This is a genomic window from Amaricoccus sp., assembly GCF_017993425.1.
Taxonomy (GTDB): Bacteria; Pseudomonadota; Alphaproteobacteria; order Rhodobacterales; family Rhodobacteraceae; genus Amaricoccus.
Genome location: NZ_JAGOMQ010000005.1, coordinates 1 through 17397 on the forward strand (window position 1 = coordinate 1; position 17397 = coordinate 17397).

Consider the following 17397-nt stretch of genomic DNA (forward strand, 5'->3'; position numbering starts at 1 on the left):
CTCCTCGACCCCGAGATGCCCCGAAACCCGTGCCATGCCTGCCCCCGTTCTTGGTTGCGGATATGATAACTCACGCGATTCCCCGCAGGAATCCCCTCCCGGCGAGTCAATCAGCCGGAGGCCGTATCACCGGCGCCGGGCCGCGGCGGGGGCGGGGGTTGGCGCGGGCGTTCACACGTGGAAATTCATAAATGCATTGATATTGCTTGATATTTTTCATTGCAACTTTCGGGTTTCTTATCCTGCAGGACAGTGGAGAAAAAGCCCGGCCGGAAGCAGATCGCGACGCTGACGCCCGACGGATTTGACCCGCGGCAAATCCGTCCGCGCTCGCCCCGCGGGGGGCGAGCGCGTTGCCGCGCTCGCCGGGGCGCTCACGGACGGATTGCGCGCGACGGGGAAATCTTCACCCCTCACGGCTTCCGCGCGCAACCGCGCTCCAGCCGTCGGCGCGGCGAAAGCCGTGCTTTCGCTTGTCGCGCCGTGGCCTCGCGGGCGAGCCCGCTTCGGTAGGTCATGCGCTCGGCGCCGCATTTCGCGGCGCCGTTCGACTCACCTCGCAGCTCCGCCGTCCCTGACCTTGCCGCTCGGGGGGCGGAGACCGCTCGCCATTTCCCGGCCTCGGCGACGGAACGGGCCGCGGCGGCTGGCGCCGGCGCGGCCCGGGGGGAGGGGGAGCGGGCGTCCCGGACGGGGCGCCGGGGAAGCGTCACCAGGCGATGCGGAAGCCGGCGGTGAAGCTGTTGGCGTAGCTGTCGCCGAAGCTCTCGAGGCTGGTGCTGACGAGGCCCTCGCCGTAGACGCCGTACTTGCCGTCGTCCCAGGTGTAGGTCCCGCCGACGCCGAGCGAGCCCCAGGCGCGGTCGGCCTCGGTCGAGAGGCCCGTGCCGTCGACCACCACCTCGGTGTCGCCGATCAGGTCGTAGTAGACGTTGGCGATCCCGTAGAAGTGGGTCCGCCGCGCGTCGCCCTTCGAGCTGAGCCAGGCCCGCTCCTGATCCGCCGCGAGGCCGAGACGGAGCGGCATGGTCGCGCCGCTGTCGTCGGTCACCCGCACCCCGTAGGGGTCGCGGAAGCTGTCGAACGACACGGACGAGTAGTAGACCTGCGCCTGCGGGGTCAGCGTCCAGTCCGCCTTCACCGGGATGCGCTTGCCGACCTCGACGCCCAGCGCGTAGCCGAAGCCGTCGTTGCCGTCGACGAGCTTGCCGAGGTCGTGCGCGCGCAGGTCGCTGTCGTACCACATCAGCTGGAGCTGGCCGTCGACGTAGAGGTCGTCGTCGCGCAGCCAGGTCAGGCTGCCGCCGACGCCGTAGCCGGTGGTGTCGATGCCGCCGTCGCCGTCGGGCGAGGAGACGTCGGTGTCGACCGAGCCGGCGGTGAACGTGAGCCCGCCGATCAGCACGCCGTTCTCGATCTCGCGCACCTCGCGGTCGATGCCGACCTGGAGCCGCCAGATGTCCATGTCGAAGGTCGGCCGGCGGCCGACCTCGACGTCGGGCTCGAGGTTCGCATGGGTCCCCTCGATCCGCGCCCAGGCGCGGCGCTGCTCGACCACGGCGCCCCCGGCGAGCTGGACGTCGGTCGGCGCGGCCTGCGTGGCGAGGCCCGCGGGCGCGCCGGCGTCCTTCCAGTAGCGGTTGCCGAGGCGCTCCTGCATCGTCGGGAGCCCGTTGAGCGCGAGGAGCGCGTAGGGATAGGCCTCGTAGGTCGGCACCGCCGGGTTCACCGTGGGCGGGCCGGGGTTCGGGCCGACCGGCGCGGAGCGGAGATACCAGTCGCCGTCGGTCGGGGTCGCCACGCCGCCCTGGTAGAGCGAGTAGGCGTAGACGCCGCCGATCACCGCCGGGCGGCCGTTGACGACGAGCTCGCCCGCGAGGGTGAAGTCGGCGTCGGAGGCGCCCGCGACGTCGATCAGCTTGATGCCGTTGACGGTCTGCGCGCCCGTGCCCTTGCCGTTCGCCACCTCGACGGTTCCGGTCCCGGAGGTGTCGCCCTCGACCACCATCACGTCGGTGGCCGAGTCGTCGCCGCCGAGGTCGGTGGTGAAGTGCAGGACGCCGCCGTCGCCCACGTAGTCGCCGGCGACGACGAGGCGGGTGCCGGCGACCTGGCCGAGCGAGACCCGCCCGGCGTTGGAGAGCCGCGCCACCTGCTGGTCGAAATCGGCGAGGTAGAGCGTGCCGGCGGCGCCGACCGCGTGGGCCGAGGCGGCGCTGAAGGCGTTCGCCCTTCCGGCCTGCAGCGTGCCGGCGGTGACGGAGGTCGTCCCCGTGTAGGCGTTGGTCCCGGAGAGCGTGGTCACGCCCGCGCCCTGCTGGCGCACCGCGCCGGCGCCGGAGACGTCGCCGGCGATGGCGAGCGCGTTCGAGCGGTCGAAGACCAGCGTCCCGTCGTTGAGGACGTCGCCGGCGAGCGTGCCGGTCGTGCCGCCGTCGCCGACCTGCAGGACGCCGGCGTCGATGGTGGTGCCGCCCGTGTGGGTCGCGGCGCCGGTCAGCGTCAGCGTGCCGGTCCCGGCCTTGGTCAGCGCGCCGGCGCCGGCGATGTCGCCGGCCTGGGCGAGCGTCACGTCGGCGCCGGTGTCGATCGTGCCGCCCTTCGCGCCGAGGGTGGTGGCGCGGTCGGTGGCGAAGCTCGCGGTCGCCTGCAGCGTGCCGCCGTCGAGGCCGAGACCGCCGGAGGCGGCGCCGAGCGCGGTGTCCGCGGCGACGGAGAGGACGCCGCCCTCGACCGCCGTGCCGCCGGCATAGGTGTTGTCGCCCTCGAGCACGAGCGTGCCGAGGTCGGTCTTGGTGAGCCGGGTATCCCCGGCGAGGACGGCGGAGATCGTCGCGGTCACGTCCGCCCCCGCCGCGGTGCCGTCGCCGACGCGGATGACGCTCTCCGGGTCGCCGACGAGGGTGATGTCGTCGCCGGCGACGACGTAGCCGTCGGTCAGGAACTGCATCCCCGAGGCCTCGACGGCGCCGAGGCTGTCGTCGACGGTCACGTCGCCGCGCGCGCCCATGAAGATGGCGAAGCCGCCGCTCGCCCAGGGGGCGTTGATGCGGCCGGTCTCCTCGGTCCAGTTGTCGTTGCCGGCGCTCGCCTGCCACGAGCCGTCGCCGCCGTTGATGACGCCATTGTCCTTCGGGCCGGCGTCGCCGTCCCAGTAGGTCAGCAGCAGGCCGTCGCGGTTGACGAGGTTGACCTGGTTGGCGACCGAGGTCTGCACATAGAAGTCGGGCGACGGGATCGTGCCGATGGCGAGCCCGTTGTTGGTCAGCGCGCCGCCGTAGCTGATCACCCGGTAGATGCCGGGATCGAACGAGCCGCCGGGCGCGGTGGTCACGTTCAGCGTGCCGTCGAGGGTCAGGTCGCCCGCAACCTCGGTCAGGTCGTTGAGCGGGCCGCCGACCACGTTGGCCTGGCCGAAGCTGTAGTCGAGGATCGAGCCGCCGACGAGGCCGAGGTCGCCGCCGATGGAGAGCGTTCCCGGGGCCGCGCTGGCGTCGCCCGGGGCCAGCGTGGCGCCGGAGGCGATGGCGACGTCGCCGCCGATCGTGCCCGTGCCGCCGAGCCGCGTGCCGGAGGCCGCGGTGGTCGCGCCCGTGGCCGCCGACTGGTCGCCGTTGATGTAGAGCCCGCCGGCGGTCAGCGCCGTCGGGCCGGCATAGGCGTTGGCGCCGGTCAGCGTCAGCGCGGCGGCGCCGGTCTTGGTCAGCCCCCCTGCCCCGGCGATCGTGCCGGAATGGGTGAGCGCGGCGGCGGTGTCGAAGGTCCCGCCGCCGGCGCCGAGCGTGGTGGCGCGCGCCGTGAGCATCGCGCCGGTGTTGCGCAGCGTCGCGCCGTCGATAAGCAGCGTGCCGGTCGCGGCGCCGAGGTTGCCGTCGCCGGCGACCTGGAGCGTGCCGGCGAGAATCTCGGTCCCGCCGGCGTAGCTGTTGGCGCCGGAGAGGGTGGTGGTCCCGGCGCCCTGCTGGCGGACGAGGCCGGTCCCGGAGATCGCCCCGGCCATTGCGAGGTCGTCGGCGCGGTCGAGGGCGAGTACGGCGTCGTCGACGATGTCGCCGGCAAGCGTGCCGTCGGTTCCGCCGTCGCCGACCTGAAGGATGCCGGCGGAGATGGTCGTGCCGCCGGCGTGGGTGGCGTCGCCGGTCAGGGTCAGCGTGCCGGCGCCGGTCTTGGTGAGCGAGCTCGGGCCGTCGATGTCCCCGGAGGCGGCGAGGGTGACGCCGGTCGCGGTCTCGATGGTGCCGCCGTTCGCGCTCAGCTCCATCGGGCGGTCGGTGGCGAAGCTGGCGGTGGCGCGCAGCGTGCCGTTCTCGAGGCGGACGTCCGTGCCGGCGGCGCCGAGCGCGGTGTCGGCCGCGACGGAAAGGACGCCGCCCTCGACCGAGGTGCCGCCGGTGTAGGTGTTGACGCCGGAGAGGACGAGGGTCCCGAGGTCGGTCTTGAGGAGGCGGCTGTCGCCGGTCAGCTCGGCGGCGATGGTCGCCGTGGCGCCGGCGCCGGCCAGCGTGCCGTCGCCGACGCGGATGATGCTGTCGGGGGCGCCGACGAGGGTGATGGCGTCGCCGTCGAGGACATAGCCGTCGGTGATGAACTGCATCCCCGTCGCCGCGACGGCGCCGAGGGAGGTGTCGACGGTGACGTCGCCGCGCGCGCCCATGAAGATGGCGAAGTCGCCGTCGGCCCAGGGGGCGTTGATCGCGCCGTTCTCGTCGGTCCAGTCGTCGTTGCCGGCGCTCGCCTGCCAGGAGCCGTCGCCGCCGTTGATGACGCCGTCGTTCTTCGGGCCGGCGTCGCCGTCCCAGAAGGTGAGCGTGAGGCCGGCGGTGTTGATCAGGTTGACCTGGTTGGCCACCGAGGTCTGCACGTAGAAGTCGGGCGACGGGATCGTGCCGATGGTCAGGCCGTTGTCGGTCATCGCGCCGGCGTAGTTGATGACGCGGTAGATGCCGGGGTCGAAGCTGCCGCCGGTCGTGGTGACGACGTTGAGCGTGCCGTCGAGGGTGAGGTCGCCCGCGACGTTGATCAGGTCGTTGAACGGGCCGCCGACGACATTGGCCTGGCCGAAGCTGTAGTCGAGGATCGAGCCGCCGACGAGGCCGAGGTCGCCGCCGATGGAGAGCGCGCCGGGGGCGTCGCCCTCGGCGCCGGGGGCGAGCGTCGCGCCGGCCGCGATGGCGACGTCGCCGCCGATCGTGCCCGTGCCGCCGAGGCGGGTCCCGGTGGCCGCGGTGGTGGCGCCGGTCGCGGCGGACTGGTCGCCGTTCACGTAGAGCGCGCCCGCGTCGAGGAGGGTCGGGCCGGCGTAGCTGTTGGCGCCCGTCAGGGTCAGCGTCGCGGCGCCGGTCTTGGTAAGGCCGCCGGGGCCGGAGATCGCGCCGGCGTGGCTGAGCGCGGCCGCGGTGTCGAGCGTGCCGCCGCCGGCGGCCAGCGTGGTGGCGCGGGCGGTGGTCATCGCGGCGGTGTTGCGGAGCGCGGCGCCGTCGATGAGGAGCGGCCCGGCGGCGGCGCCGAGGGCGCCGTCGCCGGCGACCTGGAGCGTGCCGCCGAGGATCTCGGTGCCGCCGGCGTAGGTGTTGGCGCCGGAGAGGGTGGTGGTCCCGTCGCCCTGCTGGCGGACGAGACCGGAGCCGGAGATCGCGCCGGCCATCGCGAGGGCGTCGGCGCGGTCGAAGGCGAGGACGCCCGCGTTCGCCACGTCGCCCGCGAGCGTGCCGGTCGCGCCGCCGTCGCCGACCTGGAGCGTGCCGGCGGCGATGGTGGTCCCGCCGGCGTGGGCGGCGTCGCCGGCGAGGGTGAGCGTGCCCGCGCCGGTCTTGGTCAGGGCGCCGTCGCCGGCGATGGCGCCGGATTGCACGACCGTCACCGCGGCGCCGGCGGTCTCGACCGTGCCGCCGCCCGCGCCGAGGGTCGTCGCGCGGTCCATGGCGAAGCCCGCGGTGGCGCGGAGCGTGCCGTCGTCGAGGCCGAGCGGCCCGGAGGCGGCGCCGAGGCCGGCGTCGGCCGCCACCTCGACCACGCCCGCGTCGACCTGCACGCCGCCGGCGAAGCTGTTCGCCGCCCCGAGGACCAGCGTCCCCGCGCCGGTCTTGGTCAGACCGCCGGCGCCGCCGATGGCGCCGGTGAGGTCGAGCGTGCCGGTCGTCGTCTCGATGGTCCCGCCGCCAGCGGCGAGCGTCGTCGTCCGCGGCAGGGTGAAGCTCGCGGTGGTGCGCAGCGTGCCGGCGTCGAAGGCGAGGTCGCCGGTCCCGAGGCTCGCGTTTTCGGCGATCTCCAGCACGCCGCCGTCGATCGAGGTCACGCCGGCGTAGCTGTTCGCCCCCTCGAGCACGAGCGTGCCGAGGTCGGTCTTGGTCAGGCCGGAATCCCCGGTCAGCTCGGCCGAGATCGTCGCCGTCGTGGCGGCGCCCGCCGGCGTGCCGTCGCCGACGCGGATGACGCTCGCCGGCGCGCCGGTCAGCGTGATCGGATCGCCCGCGATCAGGTAGCCGTCGGTGATGAACTGCATCCCCGAGGCGGTCACCGCGCCGAGGCTGTCGTCCACCGTCACGTCGCCCGCCGCGCCCATGAAGATGGCGAAGCCGTCCGCGGTCCAGGGCGCGTTGATCGTGCCGGCGTCGTTCGTCCAGTCGTCGTTGCCGGCCGGGCTCTGCCAGACGCCGTCGCCGCCGTTCACCACGCCGTCGTTCTTCGGGCCGGCGTCGCCGTCCCAGAAGGTCAGCGTCAGGCCTTGCGTGTTGATCAGGTTGACCTGGTTCGCCACCGAGGTCTGCACGTAGAAGTCGGGCGAGGGGATCGTGCCGATGGTCAGGCCGTTGTCCTCGAGATCGCCCGCATAGTTGAAGACGCGGTAGATGCCGGGGTCGAACGATCCGCCGGGCGAGGTCACCACGTTCAGCGTGCCGTCGAGCGTCAGGTCGCCGCCCACCTCGGTCAGGTCGTTGAGCGGGCCGCCGACCACGTTGGCCTGGCCGAAGCTGTAGGAGAGGATCGAGCCGCTGCCGAGCGTCAGGCTGCCGGCGATGCCGAGCGTGCCCGGCGTCGCGCCGACGTCGCCGGGCGCGAGCGTCGCGCCGTCGGCGATGACGACGTCGCCGCCGATCAGCCCCGTGCCGCCGAGCGTCGCGCCGTCCTCGGCCGTGGTCTCGCCGGTCGCCGCGGACTGGTCGCCGATGACGTAGAGGCCGCCGCTCGCGACCGTCGTCACGCCCTCGTAGGCGTTCTCGCCGAGGAGCCGCGTGTCGCCGGTCCCCGCCTGGGTCACCGAGCCCGTGCCGCTGATGATGCCGGGCATATCGAGCGTGTTCGAGCGGTCGAAGACCAGCGCGCCGTTGTTCGCGACGTTGCCGGCGAGCGAGCCCGTCGTCGCGCCCGCCCCGATCCGGAGCGTCCCTTCGGAGATGGCCGTGCCGCCGGTATGCGTCGCGTCGCCGATCAGGACCATGGTCCCGCCCTCGGTCTTGGCGAGGCTGCCGTCGCCGGAGATGTCGCCCCCCTGGGCCAGCGTCGTGCCGTCCGTCGTCTCGAAGACGCCGCCGCCGGCGCCGAGCGTGGTGGCGCGGCTCATCGCCACGTCGGCGGTCGTGCGCAGCGTCGCGCCGTCGATGCCGAGCGCGCCGGCCGCGGCGCCGAGGTTGGCGTTCGTGGCGATCTCGACGACGCCCTCGTCGATCTGCGTGCCGCCGGCGTAGGCGTTGGCGCCCGAGAGCGTCAGCGTGCCGGTCCCGGTCTTGGTGAGCCCGCCGGCGCCGCCGATCACGCCGGTATAGGCGAGCGTGCCGGTCTCGGTCTCGACCGTGCCGCCGCCGGCGTTCAGCGTCGTGGCGCGCGGCAGCTCGAAGCTCGCGGTGGTGCGCAGCGTGCCGTCGTCGAAGGCGAGATCGCCCGTGCCGAGGCTCGCGTCCCCGGCGATCTCGACCACGCCGCCGTTGATCGCGGTGTCGCCGACATAGCTCTTCGCGCCGTCGAGGACGAGCGTGCCGAGGTCGGTCTTGGTGAGGCCGGAGGCCCCGGTCAGGTCGGCGGTGATCGTCGTGGTCATCGCCGCGCCGGCCCCGGTGCCGTCGCCGACCCGGATCACCGAGTCGGGCGCGCCGACGAGGGTGATGTCGTCGCCGATGACGACATAGCCGTCGACGGCGTACTGCATCCCCGAGACGGTGACCGCGCCGAGGCTGTCGTCGACGGTGACCGTGCCCGGCGCGCCGGTGAAGACCGCGAAGGAGCCGTCGGAGAACGGCGCGTTGACGAGGCCGGTCAGGTCCGTCCAGTTGTCGTTGCCGTCCGAGTTCTGCCAGGTCCCGTCGCCGCCGTTGATGACGCCGTTGTCCTTGGGCCCGGCGTCGCCGTCCCAGAAGTTCAGGGTGAGCCCGGTGGTGTTGACGAGGTTGACCTGGTTCGCCACCGAGGTCTGCACGTAGAAGTCGGGCGAGGGGATCGTGCCGATCTCGAGCCCGCGGTCCTCCATCGCGCCGGCGTAGTTGAACACCCGGTAGACGCCCGGGTCGAACGAGCCGCCGGGCGTGGTGACGACGTTGAGCGTGCCGTCGAGCGAGAGCGCGCCGCCGACATTGGTCAGGTCGTTGAGCGCGCCGCCCGGCACGTTGGCCTGGCCGAAGCTGTAGTTGAGGATCGCGTTCGGCCGCAGCGCGAGGCTGCCGGCGATGGTCAGCGTGCCGGGAACGGTTCCGACGTCGCCCGGCGAGAGCGTCGCGCCGTCCTCGATCGTCACCGCCCCGCCGATGGCGCCCGACCCGCCCAGGGTCGCGCCGGCGAGCGCGAAGGTGTCGCCCTGCCCCGTCTGCACGCCGTTGACGTAGAGGCCGCCGCTCTGGACGGTCGTCGTCCCGGCATAGCTGTTGTCGCCGAGGAGGCGGGTGTCGCCGGTCCCGGCCTGGATGACTTGGCCCGAGCCGCTGATAACGCCGGGCACGTCGAGCGTGTCGGAGCGGTTGAAGACCAGCGTGCCGTTGTCGACGATATCGCCGGTCAGCGAGCCGCCGGTTCCGCCGGCGCCGAGCTGCAGGACGCCGGCGGCGATGGTGGTGCCGCCGGTATGGGTGGCGGCCCCGGTCAGGATCATCGTGCCGTCGGCCGTCTTGGTCAGGGCGCCCGCGCCGGTGAAGTTCCCCGAGTTGCCGAGCGTGGTCCCCGCGGCGGTCTCGAACGTGCCGCCGCCGGCGTTGAGCGTGGCGGCGCGCGCCATCGTCACGTTGGAGGTGTTGCGCAGCGTGCCGCCGTCGAAGCTGAGCGGCGCCCCGGCCGCGCCGAGGTTGGCGCTCGTCGAGATCTGCACGACGCCGGCGTTGATGTTGGTGCCGCCGGCGTAGCTGTTGAACTGGTTAAGGACGAGCGTGCCGGCCCCGGTCTTGGTGAGCGCGCCGGCGCCGCCGATGTCGCCGTTGTGGGTGAGCGTGCCGGTCTGCGTCTGGAACGTGCCGCCGCTCGCGCCGAGCGTGGTCTGGCGCGCGGTGGCGAAGGTGGCGGTGCTGCGCAGCGTGCCGCCGTTCATGCCGAGCGGGCCGGTCGCCGCGCCGAGGTTCGCGTCCGACGAGACCTGCACCGCGCCGGCGTCGATCTGGGTTCCGCCGGTCCAGGTGTTGTTTCCGGTCAGCGCGAGCGTGCCCGTCCCGGTCTTGGTCAGGCGGCCGATGCCGGTGACGACGCCGGCCTCGGTCAGCGTCGTGGCGCCCGTCGTCTCGAAGGTGCCGCCGTCGTCCTGGATCTCGGTCGGCCGCGCCATGGTGAAGGTGGCGGTGGTGCGCAGCGTGCCGCCGTCGAAGGTGAGCCCGCCGGCCGCGGCGCCGAGGGCGCTGTTCGCCGAGACGGCGATCGTGCCCTCGCGGATGCGGGTGCCGCCGGCGTAGGTGTTGCCGGCCGGGGTCGAGGGGGCGAGCGTGGTGACGCCCGCGCCGATCTTCTCGACGGCGCCCGAACCGACGATCTGGCCGAGATAGACGCCGTCGTCGGGCTGGGCGAAGCGCAGCATGCCGTTGTTGCGGATGTTGTTGACGTTGTTGACCGGGTTCGTCTGCTCGGGAAGGCTCTGCGCCCGCGCCTCCAGCACCCCGAGCGGATTGATGAGGACGCCGGCGCTGTAGTTGGTGTTGTCGCCGGTCAGGGCCAGCGTGCCGAGGTTCACGGTGGTCGACTGGAAGCCGGTGAGCGGCCCGGTGATCGTCCAGCGCCCGACCCCGTCCTTGGTGAGCGTCTGGAAGTTGGTCAGCGCGCCGGCGAGCGTGTCGCTGGTCCCGGCGGCGCCCTCGAGCGTCAGCGTGTTGGTCCCGCCGCCGCCGTTGATGTTGCCGGTGACGACGGAGTTCGCGAAGAAATAGAGGCTGTCGTTGCCGCTCGAGAAGGCGAGGCTCCCCTGCACCCGGGCGTCCGTGTGGTTGTAGAAGTCGATGCCCGCCCCGCCGCTCGAGCCGATCACCGTGCCGCCGTTGATCTGCTCGATGACGCCGTAGTTGTCGACGACGTTCTTGGGGCCGACGGTGACGAGGTCCTCGAACCACAGGGCCGCGCTCGGCTGGCCGGAGATCGTGCCGTGGTTCTCGATGCGGTTGCCGACGCCGTGGACGTTGATCGCCTCGGCCTGCCCGCTGGTGCCCCGGACGATGACCTGGGCGCCCTCCTCGATCAACAGCGTGCCGTTGCTGTTGAACTCGATCGTCTGCGGCCCGGTGCCGTAGTTGCCCGAGCCGGAGTTCGAGTCGGCGCGGGCGATCGAGCCGGTGCGCAGCGTGATGTTGGCGTTGTCGCCGAGGCTGATCGCGTTGCGGTTGGTGACGCGGATCTGCGAGCCGTTCAGCATCTCCACGGTGCGGTTGTTGTCGGGCCGCCCGGTGCCGACCGTGCTGGTCCAGGGGTTGGGGTTGGCGGAGGTGCAGGTCGTCGTCGCGCCGGAGGTCGTGCAGGCCGCGAGGACGGGCGTCGCCGTCCCGAAGCTCCCGAGCGCCAGAATGAGCGGCAGCGCGCTCGACGACGTGAGCGTCCGAAGGCCCCAGTTCCTCATGCATTCCTCCCGAAGGCAGGTAGCCCGGCATCTTGCGGCCGGCGCCCGGACCGCCACCGTAAGAATCCGCGACACGCGCGCAAGCCGAAATGCACAGATTAGAGGCGCCCGGGGGCTCAGTGCGGCTTCGACCGGGCGTAGAGCCAGTCCATCACCGACAGGAGCACGCCGCCCACCACGAAGGTCAGATGGATGCCGACGAGCCAGGCCACCTGCTTGTTCTGGAATTCGTCGGCGGAATCGGCGTTGCCGATCCACAGGAACCACTTGAGCAGGTGGATGCCGGAGATCGCCACCATCGCGCCGATCAGCTTTATCTTCAGCCCGGCGTAGTCGATGGTGCCCATCCACGCCGGCCGGTCGTCCTCCTCGCCGACCTCGAGCCGCGAGACGAAGCTCTCGTAGCCGGCGAAGAGCACGATCAGCACGAGGTTCGCCGTCAGCGTGATGTCGATCAGCGACAGGATCGCCACCACCGCGTCCTCGTCGTCGAGGGTCAGCGCCTGCCCGGCGAAACGGACGATCTCGCGCAGGAACACCACGACGAGCAGCAGGAGCGACAGCGCCAGCCCCGCATAGAGCGGCGCCATGAGCCAGCGCGAGGCGAAGATGCCGCGCTCGAGGGTGCGTTCGAGGCTCCTGCGGTCCAACTGCGTCTCCTTCGCGGCGTGGCGGCGGCGATCCTAGCAGAAGGCGGAGCCCCGCCGTCATCCGCAATCTTCGCCGGCCGCCGCCGCCATGCCCTTGGCGCCATGGGGGTCGGGCGGTATACGGGCGCTCCGGCACTCGGAGACGGCGCGTGAGCGACACCGATTCCTTCATCAGCGAGGTGACCGAGGAGGTCCGTCGCGACACGCTCTACCGCACCTTCCGGCGCTATCGCTGGGCCCTGCTCGCGCTCGTCCTCGCGATCGTCGGCGCCGCGGCCTGGCACGAGATCAGCGAGCTGCGGCTCCGCGCCGGCTCGCAGGCCCGCGGCGACGCGCTCCGGGCCGCCATCGCCACCCCCGACCCGGCGGCGCGGGCGGCCGCGCTCGACGCGCTCGACGCCGGCCCGGCCACCCCGGTCGGCCGGCTGGCCGCCGCGGGCGCGACGCTCCAGGCCGGCGACGCCGACGGCGCGGCCGCCGCCCTCGCCGCGCTCGCCGCCGACGGCGCCACGCCGCCGCTCTACCGCTCGCTCGCCTCGCTGCAGCGGGTGATGGTCCTCGGGCCCCGCCTCGAGGCCAGCGAGCGCCTCGCCACGCTCGACACCCTCGCCGGCCCGGGCGAGCCCTTCCGCCCCCTCGCGCTGGAGCAGCGCGCGCTCCTGCGCATCGAGCAGGGCGACACCGCGGCGGCGCTCAAGGATCTCCAGTCGATCGCCGACGCGCCGGACAGCCCGCAGGGCCTGCGCGACCGCGCGCGCCAGCTCACCATCGCGCTCGGGGGCAGCCCTGCCGCCGTGGCCGGGGCCCCTGCCCCCGCCGCGTCCGGGGGCTGAGGCCGGGATCGCGGGCGCGATGAAACTCCGGATCGCCGCGCGCCGCGCGCTCGTCCTCCTCGCCGCCGCCGGCGCGCTCGCCGCCTGCCAGGGCCGCGAGACGCCGCTGCCCGGCGAGCGCATCGCCGTGCGCCCCGACACGACGCCCGTCCTCACCGAGGCGGCCCGGCCGCTCCCGCTGCCGCCCCCGGTCGTCAACGCCGACTGGAGCCACCGCAACGGCGCGGCCCGCGGCCGCTTCGTCCACCTCGCCTTCTCCGCCGATCCCCGGCTGATCTGGAGCGCCGACCTCGGCGAGGGCGACGCCCGCCGCCGCCGAATCATCACCGCGCCGATCGTCGCGGGCGGCCTCGTCTTCGCCATGGACGCGGCGGCGCAGCTCTCGGCCTTCAGCACCTCGGGCGAGCTCGTCTGGCGGCGCAGCGTCGCCGCCGAGGGCCAGCGCGCCGATTCCGGGACGGGCGGCGGCATGGCCGTCGACAACGGCGTCCTCTACGTCACCACCGGCTTCGGGCAGGTCCTCGCGCTCGACCCGCGGACCGGCGGCGAGCGCTGGCGGGTCACCCTCGACGCCCCGGTCCGCGCCGCGCCCGCCGTCGAGGACGGCCGGGTCTTCGTCGTCGCCCGCAACGACAGCGCCTATGCGCTCTCCGCCGCCGACGGCTCGATCCTCTGGCGGGTGCAGGGCGCGGGCGGCCCCGGCGTCCTCGGCGGCGCCACCCCGGCGGTCGACGGCCCGCTCGTCGTCATCCCCTTCGCCTCGGGCGAGGTGCTCGGGGTGCTGGCCCGGAGCGGCCTGCAGGTCTGGGGCACCGCCGTCACCGGCGGCCGGCGCGAGCTGGTGCGCAACCGCATCAGCGACATCACCGGCGATCCGGTCATCGACGGCGACACCGTCTTCGCCTCGAACCAGAGCGGCCGGTCGATCTCGCTCGACCGCGTCACCGGCGAGCGCAACTGGACGATCGCCGAGGGCTCCTATGGCCCCGCCTGGCCGGTCGGCGGCTCGGTGTTCCTGCTCTCCGACGAGGGGGCGCTGGTGCGCATCGACGCGGCGACCGGCGCGACGATCTGGACCACGCAGCTGCCGCTCTACTACAACGAGAAGCGCAAGGAGGCGATCGTCCATTACGGGCCGGTCCTCGCCGGCGGGCGGCTCTGGGCCGCGGGCTCCGACGGGCTCCTGCGCGCCTTCTCGCCCAATGACGGGACGCTCCTCGCCACGGTCGAGCTGCCGGGCGGCGCGGCGGCCGGGCCGGCGATCGCGCGCGGGGTGATGTATGTCGTGACCCGCGACGGCCGCCTTCTGGCTTTCCAATAGACCGGCCCTCGGCTAAGGCCGGCCCATGTCCTTCACCCTCGCCATCGTCGGCCGCCCGAACGTCGGCAAGTCGACCCTGTTCAACCGGCTGGTCGGCCGCCGCCTCGCGCTGGTGGACGACCAGCCGGGGGTGACGCGCGACCTGCGCGAGGGCGCCGGCCGGCTCGGGCCGCTGCGCTTCCAGGTGATCGACACCGCCGGGCTCGAGGAGGCGACCGACGAGAGCCTGCCCGGGCGGATGCGGGCGCTGACCGAGCGCGCCGTCGACCGGGCCGACGTCTGCCTCTTCCTCGTCGACGCCCGCGCCGGGATCACCGCCACCGACCGGGTGCTGGCCGAGCTGCTGCGCCGGCGGGCGGCGCGGGTGATCCTCGTCGCCAACAAGGCCGAGGGCAAGGCGGGCGACGCCGGCTACTACGACGCCTTCGGGCTCGGCCTCGGGGAGCCGGTGGCGATCTCGGCCGAGCACGGCCAGGGCATGGACGACCTGATGCGGGCGCTGGAGCCGGTCGCCGAGGCGTTCGAGGACGCCCAAGCCATCGTCGAGGTCGACGTCGACGACGTCGACGACGACGTGGACGAATCCGGCGAAGCGGCGATCCTGCCCCCCGGCCGCCCGATCCAGATCGCCGTGGTCGGCCGGCCGAACGCCGGCAAGTCCACCCTCGTCAACGCCATCCTCGGCGAGGACCGGCTGCTGACCGGGCCGGAGGCGGGCATCACCCGCGATTCCATCGCGGTGGCCACCGACTGGGCCGGCACGCCCTTCCGCATCTTCGACACCGCCGGGATGCGGCGGAAGGCCAAGGTGCAGGAGAAGCTGGAGAAGCTCTCCGTCTCCGACGCGCTCCGCGCCGTGAAGTTCGCCGAGGTCGTCGTCGTGCTCCTCGACGTGCAGGCCCCCTTCGAGAGCCAGGACCTGCGCATCGCCGACCTCGCCGAGCGCGAGGGCCGCGCCGTCGTCCTCGCCGTCAACAAGTGGGACCTCGAGGAGGACCGCCAGGAGAAGCTCGCCGAGCTGAAGGAGGCCTTCGGCCGCCTCCTGCCGCAGCTCCGCGGCGCGCCGCTCGTCACCGTCTCGGCGCTGACGGGGCGCGGCCTCGACCGCCTGCGCGAGGCGATCGTCAAGGCCCATGCGGTGTGGAACACCCGCATCTCCACCGCCCGGCTCAACCGCTGGCTGTCGCTCGTCGTCGCCGACCACCCGCCGCCCGCGCCGTCGGGGCGGCGCATCCGGCTGCGCTACATGACCCAGGTGAAGACGCGGCCGCCGACCTTCGTGCTCTTCGCCTCGGTGCCGGAGGCGCTGCCGGACGACTACCGCCGCTTCCTCGTCAACGGGCTTCGGCGCGACTTCGACATGCCGGGGACGCCGATCCGCCTCCTCGTGCGGGCCGGCGACAACCCCTATGCGGGGCGGCGCAAGCCCAACATCACCAGCCTCGACAAGCACAAGCCCCGGCGGGTGACCGAGTAGGCCGGCGACCGGGCCGGGGCGCGTGGCCCATGAATCGGGGTCCGGCGCCTGAAGCCGGGCTTCGGCGACGCCCGGCTTCCGGGCCGGGCGGGGGATCGGCGACCGTCGGGAGGTCGGAGGGAATCGTGCAAGATCCGGCATATTCGTGCAGGATCGTGCAGTCCTCCACGTAATATCAATGGGTTAGCTCGTGCCCACGCGTGAACACGGGGACTTCTCCTACTCGTTGCGGTCGAAGCGCAGGGTCTGGCCGTCCTCCTGCAGCACGAAGTCGAAGCCGGCGATCCTGCCGTCGCCGCCGACGCGGAACTGGGCGAAGCCGACCGGCGTCGGGCCGAGGTTGGCCGCGATGGCGGCGAAGCGGCCCTCGGGGACCAGGCTGACGGTTAAGGCGTCGCCGCTCCACGGCGCGAGCCTCAGCCGCGCGCCGGTGCCGGCGATCGTCGCCATCAGCCCGTCGCCGTCGACCGCCACCTCCGTCGCGCCGAACGAGACGTTCGTATAGACGCCGGCCAGCCCGTCGAGCGCCGGGGGCGCGGCGGGGTCCGCCGGGCGGGCGAAGACCGCGGCGACGTCGGCCGCGGCGGCCTTCGCCTGCTCGAGCTTGTGGGCGACGTGGTCGACCTCGGGATTGCCGAGCAGCCGGTCGAGCGTCCATTCCCCGATGGCGTCCGGCAGCCCGACGTTCTGCAGGTTGGTCAGCACGACCACGCCCGTGTTGCGGTCCGGCAGCAGCCCGATGAACGCGCCGTAGCCGGTGGTCCCGCCGTTGTGCCAGGTGATGAGCCCGTGCGGCGTGACCTGCTGCACCCAGCCCATGGCGTAGGAGAGCGTCGGGGCCATGCCGATGCGCGGGATCCGCGTCACCGCGAGGTTCTCCGCCGAGACGATGCGGGTCTGGTCGTGCATCCCCCCGGAGAGCTGCAGCCGCACCCAGGGCACGAGGTCGTTCAGGGTCGAGTTGATCGCGCCGGCCCCGGCGAAGTCGTAGGGGAAGATCTGGGTGAACGGCACCTCGACCGAGCCGTCGGGGTCGTAGCGGTGCCCGACGGTCGCGTTCTCCGCCGCCTCGATCGCCGCGGCGGTGAGCGAGGAGCGCGTCATCCCGAGCGGCCGGAGGATCTCCTCGGTGACCACCGCGCCCCAGTCCGGCGCCCCCATCGCCTCCGCCACCACCTCGCCCGCGAGCATGTGGGTGACGTTGGTGTAGGCGAAGGTCGAGCGGAAGCTCGACGCCGGCTCGACGTTGCGCATCGCGTCGATCATCCCCTCGGGCGGCACGCCGAGGAAGCCGAGCGCGTCGTTGGCCGCCGGCGGCAGGCCCGAGCGCTGGGCGAGGAGGTCGAAGACCCGGAACTCCTGGCTGACCCAGGGGTCCTTCATCTGGAAACCCGGATGGCGGTCGACCACGCGGTCGTCCCAGGCGAGGCGGCCCTCGTCGACGGCGATGGCGATCGTGGTGGCGAGGAAGGCCTTGGTGGTCGAGCCGATCTGGAAGATCGTGTCGTCGTCCACCGCCGCCCCGCCCTTGCTGGCGACCCCGAACCCGCTGCTCCACGCCAGCCGGTCGCCGCTGACGATGCCCATCACCACCGCGGGCGCGTCGAAGTCGTGCATCCCCTTCTCGATATAGGTCTCGAGATCCGGCACGAGCGCCTCGATCGCCGCGTCCATCGCCGCGTCGGCGCGGGCCTGCCCGACGGACGCGAGCGCCGCCGCCACGAGCGCCGCCACGGCGGCGCGCCGGCGGCCGGGCCGCCAAGTTCCGATCTCCATCACGCTCTCCCTCGTGGTCAGCGGCCGCGATGTTCCATGGCCGGAGCCCCGCTGGCAACGCCCGCGTGGCCGCGCTTGCCCGGCCGCCCGGTCCGGGCGATGATCGGCGGCTCGCGGCCCTGCGCGGAGGCGTCGCCCATGGATCCCGTCACCCTCGTCTACTACGCGGCCATCTGCGGCCTGCTCGGCGTCGCCGGCCCCTCGCTCGGCGGCGCGCCCGGCCGCTTCGCGGCGGGCGTGGCCGTCGGCCTCGCCGCCGCGGCCGCCCTGCCGCCGCTGCGGGGCGCGCTCGGCCTCTGAGCGGCCGCGGGGCCGCCGGTCCTCAGGGAGGC

General features: G+C 73.4%; 7 protein-coding genes. 4 read left to right on the top strand and 3 right to left on the bottom strand.

Annotated elements, in window-relative coordinates; genetic code table 11:
- Nucleotides 1-709 precede the first annotated feature (709 nt).
- Both KBB57_RS03570 and KBB57_RS03575 read right to left on the bottom strand, forming a co-directional pair.
- Nucleotides 710-11008 carry an autotransporter-associated beta strand repeat-containing protein gene (locus tag KBB57_RS03570; RefSeq protein ID WP_290746909.1) on the bottom strand — a complete coding sequence of 3433 codons (10299 nt, stop codon included), beginning with the start codon at nt 11006-11008 and terminating at the stop codon, nt 710-712.
- 116 nt (nt 11009-11124) lie between these two features.
- Nucleotides 11125-11658 (bottom strand): TIGR00645 family protein, encoded by a 534-nt coding sequence (locus KBB57_RS03575; protein ID WP_290746912.1) that lies wholly within the window; start codon nt 11656-11658, stop codon nt 11125-11127.
- Nucleotides 11659-11807: 149 nt separating this feature from the next.
- On the opposite strand from KBB57_RS03575, the gene KBB57_RS03580 reads away from it, so the two are divergent.
- Genes KBB57_RS03580 through der form a run of 3 tightly spaced genes read left to right on the top strand, consistent with a single transcriptional unit; the run spans nt 11808 to nt 15289 of the window.
- Nucleotides 11808-12491, top strand: a complete 684-nt coding sequence (locus KBB57_RS03580; protein ID WP_290746915.1) for a hypothetical protein — start codon at nt 11808-11810, stop codon at nt 12489-12491.
- Nucleotides 12492-12510: 19 nt separating this feature from the next.
- Nucleotides 12511-13812: a PQQ-like beta-propeller repeat protein gene (locus tag KBB57_RS03585; RefSeq protein ID WP_290746918.1), complete on the top strand. Its 1302-nt coding sequence runs from the start codon at nt 12511-12513 to the stop codon at nt 13810-13812.
- A 25-nt stretch (nt 13813-13837) separates the two neighbouring features.
- Nucleotides 13838-15289: a ribosome biogenesis GTPase Der gene (der, locus tag KBB57_RS03590; protein WP_290746921.1), complete on the top strand. Its 1452-nt coding sequence runs from the start codon at nt 13838-13840 to the stop codon at nt 15287-15289.
- A gap of 219 nt (nt 15290-15508) precedes the next feature.
- Here der and KBB57_RS03595 read toward each other — a convergent pair whose 3' ends face one another.
- Nucleotides 15509-17065 (bottom strand): serine hydrolase, encoded by a 1557-nt coding sequence (locus tag KBB57_RS03595; protein WP_290746924.1) that lies wholly within the window; start codon nt 17063-17065, stop codon nt 15509-15511.
- 138 nt (nt 17066-17203) lie between these two features.
- Here KBB57_RS03595 and KBB57_RS03600 point away from each other — a divergent pair, with 138 nt between their 5' ends.
- A complete protein-coding gene (locus KBB57_RS03600) occupies nt 17204-17365 on the top strand; it encodes a hypothetical protein (RefSeq protein WP_290746926.1) in 162 nt (53 codons plus the stop codon).
- The last annotated feature ends 32 nt before the right edge of the window (nt 17366-17397 follow it).

Excerpts from the sequence above, each read along its gene's own strand:
- KBB57_RS03595 (WP_290746924.1), bottom strand. The coding sequence starts at position 17,065 with ATGGAGATCGGAACTTGGCGGCCCGGCCGCCGGCGCGCCGCCGTGGCG.
- KBB57_RS03570 (WP_290746909.1), bottom strand. The coding sequence starts at position 11,008 with ATGAGGAACTGGGGCCTTCGGACGCTCACGTCGTCGAGCGCGCTGCCG.
- der (WP_290746921.1), top strand. The coding sequence starts at position 13,838 with ATGTCCTTCACCCTCGCCATCGTCGGCCGCCCGAACGTCGGCAAGTCG.
- KBB57_RS03585 (WP_290746918.1), top strand. The coding sequence starts at position 12,511 with ATGAAACTCCGGATCGCCGCGCGCCGCGCGCTCGTCCTCCTCGCCGCC.
- KBB57_RS03600 (WP_290746926.1), top strand. The coding sequence starts at position 17,204 with ATGGATCCCGTCACCCTCGTCTACTACGCGGCCATCTGCGGCCTGCTC.